This window comes from Gordonia pseudamarae (assembly GCF_025273675.1).
GTDB classification, from domain to species: domain Bacteria; phylum Actinomycetota; class Actinomycetes; order Mycobacteriales; family Mycobacteriaceae; genus Gordonia; species Gordonia pseudamarae.
In genome coordinates this window covers 2,090,243-2,107,431 of sequence record NZ_CP045809.1, presented here as the reverse complement: position 1 = coordinate 2,107,431, position 17,189 = coordinate 2,090,243, and the positions used below count along the sequence as shown (strand labels likewise).

Genomic DNA, 17,189 nt, shown 5'->3' with positions numbered 1-17,189 from the left:
CCACCGGCGCGGGCTATGTCAGATCCTGCGCGGGAAATCCGGCGATGGAACCCCGAAAACCGACGCTCATTCCGTTGCCCGTACAGCGATGGTCGCGGACGGCGAGGTCATCCGATCACGATCAGAAGACCGCCGACCGCAGGGCGATCTCACTGGCCAGCGCCGGCGCGGCATGCTGAGGGACCCAGTGATCCACACCCGACAGCACACAGAGCCGGTACTCGCCGTACACGTAACGGCTGGTGAGATCGGCCTGCTCGCGCCCCAGCGCCGGGTCCTGGTCGCTCCACACCAGGGTGGTGGGAATCTCGACCGGCGGGCAGGCCATCTTGGTTTTGATGTCACCGGTCATGTTGGCGCGGTACCAGTTGAGCGCGGCGGTCAGCGCGCCGGGCACCTTGAGGGGCGCCAGCTCGTCGGTGGTCACGCCGAAGTTGCGCAGCATCTTGCCGTCGTCGGCGAGAATGTTGTCCTCGGCGCCCTGCTGCACGAACGTCTTGATGTACGAGGAGCGTTGCCGCTGGTCTCCGCTCGCCAGTGAATCGCGGGTCGCCGACGGGTGGCCGGTGCTGACGGCGACGTAGCCGGTGAACCGGTCGGGATAGCGGGCCGCGAGCTGCCACCCGACGAGGCCACCCCAGTCGTGCCCGACCAGCAGCGCATACGGAACGCTGAGCGCGTCGAGGACACCGATCGCATCCGCCACCAGGTGTTCGATCGCGTACGCCTCGACCTCGAGGGGCCGTGCCCCCGGACTGTAGCCGCGCTGATCGACGACGATCGTGCGCAGCCCCGACTCGTGCAGACGCGGAACCACATCGCGGTAGCAGATGCCGCCGACCGGAAAGCCATGCAGGAGCAGGACCCAGTTGCCGCGTTCGGGACCACCGATCTCGACGTCGAAGGTGTACTCGCCAACAGTGACAGCGCGGTGCTCGGTTTCCACCAGTTGATCGTACCGGCAGGTGCCGTCCCGTGGCGGAAGGTCAATCACCACCGCTATTTCCAGTACGCCTGGGCCTTGATCGCGGTCAGGCTGACCGTCGATCTTAAGAGGTGTTCAGCGACCCGTGCCAGGAATCAGGACGTCCACGAGTTGCGCTCGCCCCACCACCCCGAGCTTGCCGTAGGCCTGCTGCAGGTGCCATTCGACTGTCCGCACCGACCGGCCCAGTTCATGAGCGATCTCAGCATTGCTGCGGCCTCGTGCGGCAAGTGAAGCCACCTGATGCTCCCGAACGGTCAGCTCGGGTACGTGCAGTCGACTGATCAACGGGGTCGTCACACCGCGCAGATGCGTGGCGACAAGCTGTTGTGCACGGCCGAAACACCGCTTCGACGAGCGGATGCTACCGGTGGCGGCGTAGGCACGACCCGATTCCACCCATGCCTCGACCGCGCCCACAAAGTAGCCCATATCCGCGTACTCCCGCGCCACCCGTTCAAGAGTGCCTGGCGGTCGGCCCGCCGCCAGCGCGCAGCCGTGATCGGCGAGCGCCCGCAACCGGCGCGACTGCGTCCCGGCACCCGCAGTCATCGCATCGGCCACCACCCTGTCGGGGGCGCCGAGCCGATGAGCCAGGTAGCCCAGATGGGCCCGTTCCGACGGTGCGCCGGCGACATCCGCGGCTTCGATCGCGATCGCGGCACCGGCCTGCGGCGAATCGGCCACCGCCGCGAACCATACCGACGCATGGACGAGTTCACCCCGCAGGTACCGATCATGCGGACGGGCGGCAACCGACTCGCGCGCGGCCCCGATCGCCTCGGTGGCAGTCGCGACATCGCCGGTCAGCGCACACACCGAGGCCAGCACGATCATCGTCCACGGATGCAGGTTGGCGGCGTCGGTGATCGCGAGGTGGTCGCGCGCCGCCCACAGATGAGCCTGCGCCGTGACGAGGTCACCTGCCTCGAAGGCGCACGCACCCAATCCGGCGCGCGCCGCGCCGAGCATCTGCTCGTCGTCGCTCTGTTCGGCGAGTTCCCGGACAGAGGTGAGTTCGGCTGCGAGCGTGAGTAGATCCCCGGCTGCCGCGCGCACGTCGGCCTGATATCCGAACAGCATCCCGACCTCGGCGTCGACGGGGTCGTCGGTCTCACCGACGATCGTGAAAAACCTCTCCACCAGCTGCATCGCGTCGTCGGTCCGGCCCTGGCCGCACAGCCGGTCCACCACGGGTTTGAGTGCCACCACACGGCTGCCGACCGATGCGCGGGAGTCGTCGATGACTTCCTGCCCGAGCCGTGCGGCGGCGTCAGGATCCACGACCGCGAGAATATGCGCCCGGAGCGCGGAAAGCATTGTATCCCAGTTACTGTCACCGCATACATCCCGAGCCTCGTCCAGCATCACGCACGCCTCGCGAGGTCGCCCCAGCCCGGCATCGAGGGCCAGTGCCCGCTGCCGGACCAGCCGCATCGCGACCTGTGGTTCGGTGTCGGCGAGCAATGGCCATTGCACGGCCAGCAATTCCTCGGCTTCGGCGAACCGGTTCTGCGCCAGTAGCGCCGCGGCGCAGGCGGTGACCGCGCGTACTCCGCCGTCGGCCGCCACGGCCTCCCGCGCAAACCGTTCGGCCAGCACCGGATCGAACGCACCCACCGCTAGTTCGGCCGCCCGGATCAAATCATCGGCGAGGACTCCCGAGCCGGACCGCAGCTGCCACAAAGTGAGCCGGATCTGCTCGGCCGAGTCGCCCACTGTCCGGTCCGACATGGCCACCGACAACTCGCCGCATATCTGTGCCAACTCGGTCGGGGACAGCAGTTCACACACCACTTCACCGAGCAGCGGATGATCGGGGGTCACGGCCTGACTCACCGGATCGACAGCGACGAGTCCCGCGCGCAGCAGATCGTCGACGGCACGAGGAGTCGCCGCGGACCGCACCACCCCGACAGGAAGCGGACCACCGACGGAGACAAGTTCCAGAGCGCGGCGTGTCAACGGGTCGAGACCGGCCAGCCGCGACCGGATCAGTTCCGACAACCGGTCGCCGACGAGCATCGCGCCACCGGCTTGATCGGTATCGATATCCGTCGTCAGCAATGCTTCTCGCACGTAGAGCGGGTTACCGACGGTCGCCCGCCACAGCAGGCGTTTGATCCGGGCATCCACGCGGTGACCGACAATATGATCAGCCAGAGCGCTCACCGCGTCCCGGTCGAGGGGACCCAAATCCACCCTTGGCGCGATGTCGTCCTTCCAGAGGCCGCTGATAGCGTCAGGCGCCACCTCGCCGGACCGGACTGTCAGCAGTACCTGCACGGCACCGGTGAGGACCACGTGCTGGATCAGTGCGGCGCTGCCGGGGTCGAGTAGATGTGCGTCATCGACGATCAATACCACACGTGCATCCGCGAGATAAGTCGCCGCAGAACGGAACATGGCGGTGCGGTCCCCGGGCAATTCCCGCAGCGCAGGCGGCAGCAGCCTGGTGATCGCCGCGAACGGCACCGTCGCCGCAGCCGAGGTCGCCACCACCCGGGTCACCACCGCCCCGACCGCCAGGGCCTGGGCAGCGTCGGCGGCCAGCCTGCTCTTGCCGATCCCCGCAGGACCGGCGACAACCGCGCCACCGAAAGCCGCCACCGTGCTGATGACACGGCCAAGGTCACCGGCGCGACCGAACAGGGGTGCCGTCCGGGCACGAGCGGCCCGGTCACTGATGAGCGCGGCGGGCAACGACATTGCAGAACTATATAGCTCCGATAACCCGCCGACCTCATACACCCGGTATTCGGCTACGGGGGTGGCCGGCGCACCCGCGGCGTACCGTCACGCCCATGCACAACACCACATTCCTCCGATCGATCACCACCGGATCGGTCCTCACCCTGGCCACCGGGCTCACCCTGCTGGCACCCGGACACGCACATGCCGCCGCCAACTGCACCGGTCAGGGCAGCGGCACCGTCACCTGCGTGTACAGCTTCAACGGAAACGGTGGCGGCACGGAAACATTCACCGTCCCATCCGGTGTGACGAAGATCGACGTAGTCGCCATCGGTGGTAAAGGCGGAACAACCCCGACGGGCAACCCCGGCGGCAAGGGGGCACGGGTCGCAGTCGATGACGTAACGGTCACCCCCGGCAGCACCCTGCATATCACCGTTGCCGGCAACGGCTCCAACGGCTCCAACGGCTCAGGAACAGCGGTCCCTGGTGGCGCCGGCGGTTCTGGAGGAGGTGGCGCGGGCGCATCAATCTCGAACTCGACACTACAGGGGATCAAACGATCCGGTGCGGGCGGTGGCGGCGCATCCAGAGTAGTCACCAACAACACAGACATTGTTGTGGCCGCCGGCGGAGGCGGAGCGGCAGGCACCGGCGCCGGCCCGACCTACGGAGTCGGCGGCAACGCGGGCGCCTCGGGTGGTGGCGGTTCAAGCGAGGAAGGAGGCGCTGCCGGCGGTACCCCCGGAGGTGCCAGCGGCCCCAACGGAGGCCAGGGCCTCGATGGTGGCGACCGCTACGCCGGTGGGGGCGGTGGGGGCGGCGGAGTTCTCGGTGGTCAGGGCGGCGGTTCCTCGGACTCACTGGGCGGCGGCCGGGGCGGCGGCGGCGGATCGTCGTCGCACGCCTTCACCGTCACCGACGACAACCCGTCGGTCACCATCCGCTACTCCGACGGCGGCACCCCGAACGACGACTGTTCCGGTTCGCTCTGCCGGTTGACCGGCAGCCTCGGCGACTGAACCGACATCGGTGACCGGAACCCGATCGCGGTGAACGCGTTCGCTCATCCGCTGGTCAGTGGATGAGCGAATGCGTGATGATCGACGCGGACGCGGGTGCGCCCGCGTCGATCAGGCCAAAGAGTGCGTCGAGATCGACGTGGGCGGTGAGCAGGTCGGCGATCAGATCGACCTGGGCGGTGCGGATCGCGGCGACACTGGTGTCGGTGCACACCGCGAAATCGGGTTTACCGGCTTCCGCGGCGAGGGCCGCAAGAACGTCGCGGCGGAAGGCGTCGTTCTCCAGCAGTCCGTGCCAATGGGTGCCGCGCACCGCACCGCGCACCGCACCCTCGCCGATCAGGTCCTCACCCTGGGTGATCCACGGGTCGTCGGTTCCGTGATCGACACGGCCGTGGTGGATTTCATAGCCACGGATCGGTACGCGGCCGACAGAAGTGCTCGCCTGCCCGGTCACCTGGCGGGTGATCTTATCGGCGTCGAACCGGATCGACATGTCCAGCAGACCCAGCCCCTCCACCCGGCCGATGCCGGATTCGACATCGTCGGAGATGGTGCGGGCGAGCATCTGGAAGCCGCCGCAGATCCCGATGATCGGCCGCCCGCGTTCGGCCCGGGTCCGCAATGCGCCATCGATGCCGCGCGAACGCAGCCAGGCCAGGTCGGACACGGTGGCCCGGGTGCCCGGCAGGATCACGATGTCGGCGGCGGCGACGGCGCTCGCATCGTCGACCCAGGTGACGTCGACGCCCGGTTCGCACGCCAACGCCTCGACGTCGGTCGAATTGGAGATCCGGGGTAGCCGGATCGCGGCCACACCCAATCGGACCTGCCGCCCGTCGTCATCGACCGGACCGACGCGGCGGCCCACCGATACCGACAGTGAATCCTCCGCGTCGATCCAGATTCCGGAGGCATAGGGCACCACCCCGAAGGTGGGTCGGCCGGTGAGCTCACGGACCTGGTCCAGACCCGGAGCCAGCAGGCCGGGATCGCCGCGGAACTTGTTGATCAGATACCCGGCGACCAGACGTTGATCGGCCGCGCCGAGTACGGCGGTGGTACCGAACAGATGCGCCAGCGATCCGCCCCGATCGATGTCGCTGACGACCACCACCGGCATCGCGGCGGCCCGCGCCAAACCCATGTTGGCGATGTCGGAGCCGCGCAGGTTGATCTCGGCGATCGACCCGGCACCCTCACAGATCACCACATCGAAATCTTCACGTAGCGAAGCAAGTTCGTCGGTGACAACGTCGAGGAGCTGCGCGCGCCGGCTGGCGTAGTCCGCTGCCGCGATCTGGCCGTCGGGCTTCCCGCGCACCACCACATGCGAGCGTCGGTCGCTGCCCGGTTTGAGCAACACCGGGTTGAACCGGGTCGACGGTTCCAGCCCGCACGCGAACGCCTGCAACGCCTGTGCCCGGCCGATCTCGCCCCCGTCGGGAGTGATGGCCGAGTTGTTGGACATGTTCTGCGCCTTGAACGGCGCGACCCGTACGCCCCGGCGCGCCAGGACCCGGCACAGGCCGGTGACGATCATGCTTTTGCCTGCGTCGGAGGTGGCCCCGCCGACAAGCAGCGCCCCCCTCACGCGTCGGGCCCCCTCACGCGTCCGGAAGGGTCAGGATCTCGGCGCCGGTGTCGGTGACCACCAGGGTGTGTTCGAACTGGGCGGTCCACTTGCGGTCGGAGGTGACCACGGTCCAGTCGTCGTCCCAGATCTCGTAGCCAAGACCCCCGAGGTTGATCATCGGTTCGATGGTGAACACCATGCCCGGCTCGATGACGGTGTCCACATTCGGCTGGTCGTAATGCAGGATGACCAGGCCGTTGTGGAAGGTCTCACCGATACCGTGGCCGGTGAAGTCGCGGACCACGCTGTACCCGAACCGGTTGGCGTAAGCCTCGATGACACGGCCGATCACGTTCAGCTCACGGCCCGGTTTGACGGCCTTGATGGCGCGTTCGGTGGCAATGCGGGTGCGTTCGACCAGATCGGCCGCCTCCTGCGAGACGTTCCCGGCCAGGAAGGTGGCGTTGGTGTCGCCGTGCACACCGTCGATGTAGGCCGTGACGTCGATATTGACGATGTCGCCGTCCTCGATCACCGTCGAGTCCGGGATGCCGTGGCAGATCACCTCGTTGAGCGAGGTGCAGCACGACTTGGGAAAACCCCGGTAGCCGAGCGTCGACGGGTAGGCGCCGTGATCGATCATGTATTCGTGCGCGATCCGGTCGAGCCGATCGGTGGTGACACCGGGTGCCACCGCCTTACCCGCCTCGGCCAGGGCGTTGGCCGCGATCTTGCTCGCCAGGCGCATCTTCTCGATGGTTTCGGGGGTCTGCACCCACGGTTCGTGACCTTCGTTCGCCGACGGCTTCCACGCGTACTCCGGTCGTTCGATGGAGTCGGGCACGGGCAGTGTCGGCGACACGGTGCCGGGGGTGAGGGCTGCGCGAACGGTCATGGCGTCCAGCTTAGAACTCGCCACGCCAACGTCTCCGACACCATCGGCATCGGTGGGTGCGGTTCCCCGGCACAGGTCCGGCTAAGGTGACACTGATGTTGTCTGCCCCGCTGTCTCCACACTCCCGTCCGGGAGAGTTCCTTGGTCCCGGAGACCGATGCGAGGCACGAGCGAGGGTCACGAGGGGTCCGGTGAGAACACATGCCTGAGATGGGCACCACCGCACCCACGAGATCACCGGCACGGCTGCTGTTGGCCCTGCTCACCGGCCTCGTCTCGGTCGCGGTGTCCGCGTGTTTCGTCACCCCGATCGACCAGGACAACACCGAGACGGCTTCATCGGCACATCTGCGGTCCGGTCCGCAGACCGCACAGCTACCCGACACCGACGTGCACCCCATCACCACGGATCCGCGGCCCGTGCTGCCGGCGACGGTCACCGATTCGGGCGGCCACACGGTGACCGTCACCGATGTGTCGAGGATCATCGCCGTCGACATCAACGGCACCCTCGGCAGCATCGTCCACTCGCTCGGACTCGGCCCGCGCATGGTCGGCCGCGACACGTCGACGATCTTTCCGTCCGCGGTGGGCCTGCCGGTGGTCACCAACCGTGGGCACAGCCTGAACGCCGAGATGGTGCTCGACCTGCGGCCGAGCGTGCTTCTGATCAACCAGGACACCACCCCCACGGGTGCGATCAACCAGATCCGCAGATCCGGTATCCCGGTCGTCCTGTTCACCGCCGTCCGCAGCCTCGACAACAACAACCGGCTGATCCAGTCGGTCGCCGATGCACTTGGGGTGTCCGCCGAGGGCCGCGCGCTCGTCGAGCGCACCGACCGGCGGATCGCCGAGGCACAGAAGCTGGTGCCGGATCCGTCGGGAAATCCGACGATCGCGTTCGTATACGTGCGCGGCCCCAAACTGACCTTGCTGGCCGGTCCGGGGTCGGGCGCCGACAGCCTGATCGAGGCGATCGGCGGCACCGACGCCGGCACCAAGGCCGACCTGACGGGCGCGTTCACCATGATCTCGGCCGAGGCGATGATTCGTGCCGACCCCGATGTGATCCTGGTGATGAAACAGGGCGCCGACAGTGTCGGCGGCCTCGACGGGGTGCTCAAGATCGCCGGTATCGCCGCGACCTCGGCCGGGCGCAACCGCCGTGTCGTGCAGATGGACGAGACCAAAATCCTCGCATTCGGGCCCGACGTCGGTGAGGTCATCGGGTCGCTGGCGACGGCGATCTACCGATGAGCGCCGATACGTCCACGACCGTTCACCCCGACGGCGCCGCCCGGCCCCCGGCGCGGCGGCAACGATCGCAGCTCACCCGCAACGTCGTGATCATCGCCGGGATGCTGATCGCGCTCGCCGCGTTGGTGGTGCTCTCGGCGGGCAGCGGAAAGGTGTCCATCCCGCCGTCGGAGGTGCTCGGGAGCCTCGCCCACCACTGGCACCTGAACATCGGCCCCCTGCCCACGCACCAGAACGGCGAGGAAACGCTGTGGAACGTGCGGTTCCCGCGGATCGTGCTCGGGCTGATCGTGGGCGCGGGACTGGGTGCGGGCGGCTGCCTGTTGCAGGGTGTGCTGGCCAATCCGCTCGCCGAACCCGGCATCGTGGGTGTGTCCTCCGGTGCGGCGATCGGCGCGTGCCTGGTCATCGTCGTCGGCGGCAGCAGTTCCAACGAGTGGGCACTGGCCGGTGCCGCGTTCGTGTTCGGGCTGTTCACCACCGCCTCGGTGTACCTGCTGTCGCTGCGTGACGGCGCGTCGTCGACCATCATGCTGGTACTCACCGGTATCGCGGTGAACGCCTTCGCGACCGGCATCATCGCCTATCTGACGTTCGTGGCCAACCCGTCCGACCGGGAGCAGATCGTGTTCTGGCAGTTGGGTTCGGTGGCCGGCGCGTCGTGGAATCAGGTGTGGGTGTCGGCGCCGCTGATCGTCGCCGGTTGCGCCGGCGCACTGGCGCTCAGCCACAAACTCGACCTGCTGGCCCTCGGCGACATCCAGGCGGCATCCCTCGGCGTCAACGTGGAGGTGGTCCGCCGTCAGGCGATCGTGCTGGTGGCGATCCTCACCGCCGCAGCCGTCGCGTTCGCCGGGATCATCATGTTCGTCGGGCTGATCGTCCCGCACGTGATGCGCCTGGTCCTCGGTCCGCGTCACGCCACCCTGCTGCCGGCGAGCCTCATCGGCGGTGCGCTGGTACTGGTGTGTGCCGACCTGGCGGCGCGCACCATGATCGGTGACGCCGATCTGCCGATCGGCATGTTCACCGCACTGATCGGCGGCCCGCTGTTCTTCATCCTGCTGCGCCGCAGCAGGCACGCGGGGGCGGGCTGGTGAGCGAGGTGACAGGTCTGGTCGCGGACGATATCCACATCACGCTCGGCGGACGGGAAGTGGTCGCGGGAGTGTCGCTGACCGTTGCGGGCGGCTCGCTGTGCGCCCTCGTCGGCCCCAACGGTTGCGGCAAGTCGACGCTGTTGTCGGCGTTGTCGGGGGTGCGCCGTCCCGCGTCGGGCACGGTGCACATCAACGGACGCGACATCCACTCGATCAGTCACCGCGACCTCGCCCGTCAGCGATCACTGGTCACCCAGACCAACCGCACCGACACCCCGTTCACCGTGGCCGAGGTGGTGGAGATGGGCCGGTTCCCGTGGCTGCGCACCCCGTGGGCGGCGCACTCCCCGCAGATCATCGCCGATGCCATCGACGCCTGCGACCTGGGCGGCATTCTCGACCGCCCGTTCTCCCAGCTCTCCGGTGGCCAACAGGCACGGGTCTCGCTCGGCCGGGCACTGGCCCAGTGCGCGCCGGTGATGATGCTCGACGAACCGACCGCCGCCCTTGACATACACCACCAGGAAGCGGTCCTGGACATCCTGCGCCGCCAGCGCGACGACGGCACCGCGGTGCTGATCGTCGTACACGATCTGTCACTGGCCGCCGCCTACGCCGACCAGGTCGCCGTGATGAAGGACGGTCATCTCCTGGCGCACGGCCCCACCGCCGAGGTGATGACCGCGGACCTGCTCTCGGACACCTACGATCACCCGGTGGAAACCTGGCCGCACCCTGAAACCGGTCAACTGCTGGTCATCCCTCGCCGGACGTAGAACCGCCGCTACTATTCGTGGTCATGCCGACAGTCCGCTGCCTTCGTCCGGTCCGCCTCGCCCTGGTGGCGACGGCTATCACGGCCGGCGTCAGTGCGTGCACCATTGACGGAGAAGCAACTCCGCTACCCGTCGGGCAGCGTTCGAATCCCAATAAGCTCGTCGGCACGTGGGAGGGCACCTACATCTGCGGCCAGGGCAATACCGCACTGACCCTAACGGTGTCGGCATCCCCGGCCGGCAGTGATCTGCCCCGCGCCGACGTGGTCTTCAGTTTCGGTCCGCTACCCGCCAACCCCGACGTGCCGCGGGGCAGCTACCGCATGACGGTCACCACCGACCCCGATGACAGTTACCGGTTCAACCAGAAGGAATGGATCGACCAGCCCACCGGCTACACCATGGTCGACCTGGTCGGCCGCCTCGAATCCCCCACCGAGCTCACCGGCACCGTAGCCAATTCCAGCTGCTCGACCTTCACCGTCACCCGCACCGGGTCATAGCGCTGCGCGAACACCGGCCTGGTCGAGGTGGTGTTCCCGGACGTCCTCCAGCCGGGTCCGGACGATCTTGCCGAGCCGGGTGGTGCCGAAGATCGCGGCGGTCTCGCGAAACAACTGGTCCTCGTCGATATCAGGATGGTCCGACTGCACCGCACACATCGCGTTGGCGATCTCCTCCGGCGCGATCTCGCCGAACGCCCTGCCCGGTCCACCACCTGTGCGATAACCGGTCCACGTTGCGGCGTCGATGTGGTCAGGCCACACGAAATCACCGAAAATCTGGCTGGCGCGGTAGGACTCTGCGACCACCAGAGTCCGGACCACCGCGTCGATGGCCCTGAATCGTGCCGCCGATACCCGGTGCAGATCGTGCCGGTGCGCGACGATCCGAGCGAGCCTGTCGATCCGGATCGGCGCCTCTGTGGCGATCACATCCCGCAATTCTGCGCGGACGATCTTGACCGCGGTCCTGTCCGGCAAGGAATCGAGTGTGGCTCGTTCGCCGACCACGTCCTCCCCTGCAGCCCGAAACTCTCCGATGACCGGCGTCGACTCCGGCGACGGCTCGGCCTGCGGTGCCGTGACCACCGGCGCCGACCGCACTTCGGCGAGCTCGGGCGCGCCAACACCCTCGCCGACAACCACCGGCAGGTCATTCCGGATGAGATCGACGGGTTCTCGGTCCGGCTGGGCCGGTGCCTCATCGACCACACCCTGCGCGGCCGGTTCCGGTTCGGAATAGTCGTGCAGCTCAATAGCTTCTGTTGTCACAGGACTCCGCGCACCGGCATCCGCCTTCACCAGATCCCGTGCCGCAGCATCAGACACCTCGGGATCGGATATGGATGAATCCGACGGGTTCGGTATCCGAGGCGGCTCGATGACCGGTGCCCGGCGGTCCAGTTCGGCCTCGGCCTCGTCGGCAGCCGTGTGGATCTCCTCGATCACCAATTCCCGGTTCTGCAACCACATCGGCCACCAGATACGCGCAACCTTCGGCCAGCCCATGAGATTGGTGAGCACGTCGACCGGCAGGATGTCGCGGTCGGAAATGGTGTTCCGGTGCCGCCAGCTCTCGCCGTCGAGCAGCACCGGCAACAGGGGGCGTTCGGGCCGATCCGGGCGGCCGACGACCAGGTCAAGGCGAAAGTTCGACAACCCCACGTCGGTCATCACGTGCAGGCCCGACGCCCGCAAGGCCGCCGCAACGTCGTCACGGTGCCTGTCCCGCAGCACCTGCCGGGCCGACTGCCCCGGCGCGAGCTCGCCCAGATCCATGATTCCGGATGATTTGGCAAATGAGAGAAAGGCTTTCAGATCCTTGGGGCCCTGATACGTCGCACCGGCCACGTCGAGTTCAGCGGGATCGAAGCTACAGAAGACGACGTTCTTGCGGCGCGCACGGGTGACCGCGACATTCAATCGTCGCTCGCCGCCACCGTTGGAGAGCGGACCGAAGTTGGTGGGAATCCTACCGTTCGCCTGTTTGGAGAAAGCAATCGAGAAAATGATCGTATCTCGTTCATCGCCCTGAACCTGTTCGAGGGCTTTGACGAACAGAACGTCGGCGGCACCCATCCGGTTCTCGTCGAGGATCGCCACTACCGCCGGGTCCTCGCTCATCATCAGCAGATCGGAGATCAGTTGACGCTGTTGCTCATTGAAGGTGACGATACCCAACGACGGCGGCGAGTCCGCACGCCGGGCCAGTTCGTGCACGGCGGCGACAATCGCTTGTGCCTCAACGGGGTTGGTATTGCTGCCGGCACTGATCCCCTCCCCCAGGTCGACAGCGGTGCTGCCGGCACGCAGATACCGGCCGTCGACCCGCCGGAATTCGATCCCGGTCGCATCCGACATCAGGGTGGGCGTGGGGAAGCTGCTCAGGGCACCCCGGTAGTAGGCACTGTTGGAGAAGGCGATCAACGCCTCGTCCTGCGAACGATAATGCCAGGCCAGACTGACGGTCGGCACCCGCGCGAGTTCGCACTCACTCAGGATCGACTCCTGGTCCTCGATGATCTCCTCAGCATCGTCGTCGAGTTCCTCATCGGCGCCGGAACCGCCCGCGATCACCTTAGTGGGCGGCATCTGTTTGCTGTCGCCGACGACAATGGCCGCCTTGGCCCGGCCCAGCGCCCCGATCGCCTCGGGAACGGTGATCTGCGATGCCTCATCGAAGACCACCAGATCAAAATCCATCGCCCCCGGCTCGATGAGGTCGACGACCGACGACGGGCTGCAGAGCACGAGCGGGGTGAGCTGCTGAACAGCGGCCGCGTGCTTGCGCAGCAATGCGCGGGTACCGAGTTTCTGCCTGGTCTTCTCCAGTTCCCGGGCCAAACCTCCGGTCTCTGTTCCCCTGCCGCCACCGCCGCGAGCGGCCAGCAGCGCGGCCGGCCCGTCGGTGACCCACTGACGCCGAATCTCGTGCTGCGCCTGCGCATAGGTGTCGACGAGCCCATCGTGGGCGATGTTGTCGAACCGATCGAGCCCCGCTGCGCGAATCCTTTCGGCCTGGGACGTCTGTGCCACTCCACGTTCGAACGCCTCCTCGCAGCCACTGGCTGCGAGCCTCCCGTCGAGAATGTCGATGCGGGTTTGATCCATGCCGGCCACGCGCAGCGGATGCAGCAGTTGCTGCATGCTCATCCATTTCTGGACGGCCAACAGACGGTCCTGTCGATGATCGCGGCGCCACGCGGCCGAATGGGCGGTGACGGCGGCGACTATCGACCGGCCCGCCTGCCATGCGGCCACATCGTCGGGTGCGGCGTTCAGTTGCCGCAGCAGATTCGGCAGTGCCGCAGCGAACCCGGCGATCCTCATGTGGTGATCCGACAATGCTCCGGTCCCCGCCAACGCACACACGGCCCTGGTCCATTCGTCCGTCGACCGCAATATGGTTGTGAGCCTGTCGAGTTCGGCTCGGCGCTCCCGGACCGACGCAAGCGCGTCGGGTTCGAACAGTGTGGCCGGCACCGCGGGCCCGAAACCGGGGACCGCTCGCAGAATCTCGATGGCCGACCGGGCGGTCCTGTCGGCCTCGATGAGCTGCCCCACGATCCGGGCCGCATCGTCGGCATGGGTGAGGTCGATACCCGGTGGGGCGTACTCGGCCACCGGCAGCATCGCTTCCGCGACCCGCTTGCTCCGGCCCCACCGCCTGGATTCGGCTGCCTCCGCGACACCTGCCGCGACGGCATCGAGGTCGCTTCCGAGCACTCCAGGCTCGAAACCGGCGAGCAGACCATGCGCCGCATCGACCATGCGCCCCGCCTCCACGAGCGCATCGTCGGCCCGCCCGGGCCAGGACGGATCCACCAGCGCTGCCAGTTCCTGACCCACCGGCAACAGTGGATGTGATGCTGCGGCAAGAAGATTCAACTGACCGAGCTCGGTGACCCGGTCCAGGTGGTCACGCAGCGGACCACTCAGCGTCGTACACCACTCGACACCATCGAGAACGTCCGAGATGGCGGCCGACGCGGCCGCCACATCGAAATCGCGCGGTGTCGGTCCGGCCAGGCGCCACGGATGGTCCGGTGCCACCCGCGCCGCCGCCGCCGCCCGCGGCAGATCTCCCAGCACCTCGCGCAATCGCTGGATCGTTCCGGCATCCGATTCGACCAGCTGATCGGGCACCGCCATCGCAGGCCCGTCACCGGCGACCATGAGGTGATCGTGTGCGAGATACGCCGACAATCCGGCGGCATTGGGTTTATGCAGGTGGTCGGGATATTCGCGCAGTTCGTGAGCGGCGCTACGGAGCCGGCGACGGGCGTGCGCCATCGCCTGGGTGTCGGGGTGAACCACGGCGTCGAGTGACTGCCGCAGGTGCGCGCGGACCTGCGCCGCGTTCGAACCCTCGTGGTGCAAGTTCAGCGTGAACGGCCCCAGTCCGATCTGTTCGAGCCTTCGTTGCACCACGGCGAGGGCGGTGCCTTTCTCGGCGACGAACAGCACCCGCAACTCGTTGAGGAGGCATTCGGCAACCATATTGGTGATGGTCTGCGACTTACCGGTCCCGGGTGGGCCTTGCAACACGAAGGTGCGGCGCTCCCGCGCCCAGATGACCGCCTGCTTCTGGGTGGAGTCCGCCGGAATCGGTGTGTGCAACTCTTCGATGTGGCTCAGCGTTCGGCCGTCCTCGACCGGCGCCGCCGGGTCGACGAATTGTTCGGTGGGGGTGTGTACCAGATGCCTGATCAGCGGCCGGTCCAGGAACTCACCGGCGTGTGCGCTGAGGTCCTGCCACATCCGGAACGGCGACAGGTCCAGCAACGCCAGGCGCGCTTCCCCGGTCACCTCGAACGGGACTCCCGCGCGGGCGATCTCGGTCCGCACCCCGCGCAGGACCGCATCGACATCGAGGCCGGACCGGTCGGTGATCGGTGATTCCAGCTCGGGGATGACCATGCCGTGTTCGCGGCGAAGCCATTCAATGAGCGCCGAGTTGGTCGCGGTGGACTGGGTGGAATCGATCGACAGGGTGAGGTCGCCGCGCCGGCGCGTTACACCGATGGTCACCGGCACCAGGATCATCGGCGCCTCGGCCAGATGGCCCGGCTTGTACGGCCACCGCAGCATACCGATGCACAGGAACAACGGGTTCATGCCGCGTTCGTCGCGGGCAGTTTTCGCGGCATGCGCCATCGACCGGATCTCTTTGACGAAGGTCGACTCGGCCAGCACGGTGGCCTTGTCGCCACGATAGGAGATGCGCTGCACGTACAGGCGCCGCTGCTGCAGGTGAGCGATCAAGTCGTCGCGGGTGGCCTGGTCGGGCGAATCCCACATGTCCACCGCGTTGGTGATACCACGCGCCCGCCAGACGTCGGGAATGTCATGACCGCTGTGCAGCGCGAACGAAACATCTTCGGCAAGTGCGTCTTCAAGGTGCCCAAGCGCTTCCGAGGGCACCAGCAGCGGCTGTACCCGAGCGTTCGACTTCAGATTGAGCAGGGCATTTGTCGCGGTGAGACTGAACAAGGACCCTTTCCACTTACGGTATCGCGGTGGCTGGTCATCGACCCGACGGGTGCGCAACGACGCCTCGGGGCTGTCCTGGTCCACTTGGTCAACCGATTCGGGGACGCCACCCTGCCGGTAGACGACGATCTCAGTGACGCCGTCGGATCGGTCGGTGACCACCGGCAACGGCGATACCCCGGCCCGCCGTGCGGCGAGAACGTCGATGATGGTGATCGATCCGGCGTTGACGGCCTCGATGAGCTGCCTTCCGGCGGTTGCGGTAGCGGTGGCCGCATCGACGGAATTGCCTATGGTCACCGCAGTGGTCTCGACCGCTCCGAGCCACCCTCCCTGGACAAGTTCTGCGATGTCCACCAGGCTGTCGATCACCGGCCGGTCAGGATACCATTGCGGACGCGGCCCTTCGCCCGCGTCCGGGTTTCGCCGCCAAAACCCGAGAAAGATGTGCCCAGGAACCATCACCAGCACCGGATGCAAACCGATCTGCTCGATGACCGCCGCCATCAGGATGGTGGTGTCCAGGCAGGTTCCCAGCCCACCGCGCGCCACCTCCGCATGGTCGCGGATACGCTGCCCGGACGTCGAATAGTCCCAGTTCGGTGGCGGCTCCGAGTAGGCGATCGCACGGGCCCGCAGCGCCTCGAACACCGCAGCGACCGACGCGTCGACGGCCTTCTCCGACTTCTCCACGTCGGAGTTCTGGAATGCGCTGAAACTCGGTTCCCCGGTGGTGCGGCCCAAGACGTCGGCGGCCTCCCTCGAGATGGCGGCGACCTCCGGATGATTCGGCCGGACAAATGACGCCAGCAGTGAGCGGGCCAGCAACGATGCCTGGTTCGTCAGCATCGCGATCATGTACTCGAGTTGATCTTTTTCCGCGGTGAGTGCTTCGGCGACAGCATCGTTGTCGGCGGGTGCCGCAGCGAGTTCGGCAAGCTGTGCGATCAGCCGCTCGTGTGTTTCGCCGTGCCGGGGATCACCCATCCAGAACCACAGATCCCGTGGCTGGATGTGCACGTCGATATCGTTCCGGGTAAGGATGCTGTTGGTGGTCGCGTCCCGCAGAATGATTTCGCACACCGCTGTCGTCCGCTCGGCGACCTGGGACATCGCCCGCGGCGACAAGCTCACATACACCGAACTCACCGACGATGTGCCTTCTTCCAGCGCGCCGTCGTGGATGGTCCCCTCACCGAAGGTGATATCGGCGTCGCGGACCGCGACGGTAAGGGTCACATGGTCGTAGTCATCGGGAACCGACACCGAGATCTTCGTGATCTGCGGGATCTTGGCGGCAGAGGACGCCCATGACCACTGTCTGTTGATATCGGCATCGATCTTCGCGAACCCCGCCTGTTCCGTGCCCAGTTCCGCCGTCATGTC

Annotated in this window: 10 protein-coding genes; 5 read left to right on the top strand and 5 right to left on the bottom strand. The window is 67.0% G+C overall.

Features of this window, described 5'->3' with window-relative positions:
- Positions 1 to 121 precede the first annotated feature (121 nt).
- Positions 122 to 946: an alpha/beta fold hydrolase gene (locus tag GII31_RS09280; RefSeq protein WP_213248906.1), complete on the bottom strand. Its 825-nt coding sequence runs from the start codon at positions 944 to 946 to the stop codon at positions 122 to 124.
- Between the two features lie 114 nt (positions 947 to 1,060).
- The gene (locus GII31_RS09275) at positions 1,061 to 3,694 is read right to left on the bottom strand and encodes a helix-turn-helix transcriptional regulator (protein WP_213248903.1); all 2,634 of its coding nucleotides are present in this window, start codon (positions 3,692 to 3,694) and stop codon (positions 1,061 to 1,063) included.
- A gap of 95 nt (positions 3,695 to 3,789) precedes the next feature.
- Here GII31_RS09275 and GII31_RS09270 point away from each other — a divergent pair, with 95 nt between their 5' ends.
- The gene (locus tag GII31_RS09270; protein WP_213248901.1) at positions 3,790 to 4,701 is read left to right on the top strand and encodes a hypothetical protein; all 912 of its coding nucleotides are present in this window, start codon (positions 3,790 to 3,792) and stop codon (positions 4,699 to 4,701) included.
- Positions 4,702 to 4,756: 55 nt separating this feature from the next.
- On the opposite strand, the gene GII31_RS09265 is transcribed toward GII31_RS09270, so the two are convergent.
- On the bottom strand, positions 4,757 to 6,295 hold the full coding sequence (locus tag GII31_RS09265) for a cobyric acid synthase (RefSeq protein WP_213248899.1): 1,539 nt from the start codon (positions 6,293 to 6,295) through the stop codon (positions 4,757 to 4,759).
- 13 nt (positions 6,296 to 6,308) lie between these two features.
- Positions 6,309 to 7,172, bottom strand: a complete 864-nt coding sequence (gene map / locus GII31_RS09260) for a type I methionyl aminopeptidase (RefSeq protein ID WP_260840397.1) — start codon at positions 7,170 to 7,172, stop codon at positions 6,309 to 6,311.
- A 201-nt stretch (positions 7,173 to 7,373) separates the two neighbouring features.
- Here map and GII31_RS09255 point away from each other — a divergent pair, with 201 nt between their 5' ends.
- The 4 genes from GII31_RS09255 to GII31_RS09240 are packed head-to-tail and all read left to right on the top strand — an operon-like array spanning position 7,374 to position 10,811.
- Positions 7,374 to 8,432 (top strand): heme/hemin ABC transporter substrate-binding protein, encoded by a 1,059-nt coding sequence (locus GII31_RS09255; protein ID WP_213248895.1) that lies wholly within the window; start codon positions 7,374 to 7,376, stop codon positions 8,430 to 8,432.
- Positions 8,429 to 9,532 carry a FecCD family ABC transporter permease gene (locus GII31_RS09250; protein ID WP_213248893.1) on the top strand — a complete coding sequence of 368 codons (1,104 nt, stop codon included), beginning with the start codon at positions 8,429 to 8,431 and terminating at the stop codon, positions 9,530 to 9,532. Before GII31_RS09255 ends, GII31_RS09250 begins: the two co-directional genes overlap by 4 nt.
- Positions 9,529 to 10,308, top strand: coding sequence for a heme ABC transporter ATP-binding protein (locus GII31_RS09245; RefSeq protein WP_213248891.1), 780 nt, complete (start codon positions 9,529 to 9,531; stop codon positions 10,306 to 10,308). Before GII31_RS09250 ends, GII31_RS09245 begins: the two co-directional genes overlap by 4 nt.
- Positions 10,309 to 10,331: 23 nt before the next feature.
- Entirely contained in the window at positions 10,332 to 10,811 is a 480-nt protein-coding gene (locus GII31_RS09240) for a hypothetical protein (protein WP_213248889.1), read from the top strand.
- On the opposite strand, the gene GII31_RS09235 is transcribed toward GII31_RS09240, so the two are convergent.
- Positions 10,806 to 17,186, bottom strand: a complete 6,381-nt coding sequence (locus GII31_RS09235; protein ID WP_213248886.1) for a DUF4011 domain-containing protein — start codon at positions 17,184 to 17,186, stop codon at positions 10,806 to 10,808. The genes GII31_RS09240 and GII31_RS09235 overlap by 6 nt on opposite strands.
- Positions 17,187 to 17,189: the final 3 nt, after the last annotated feature.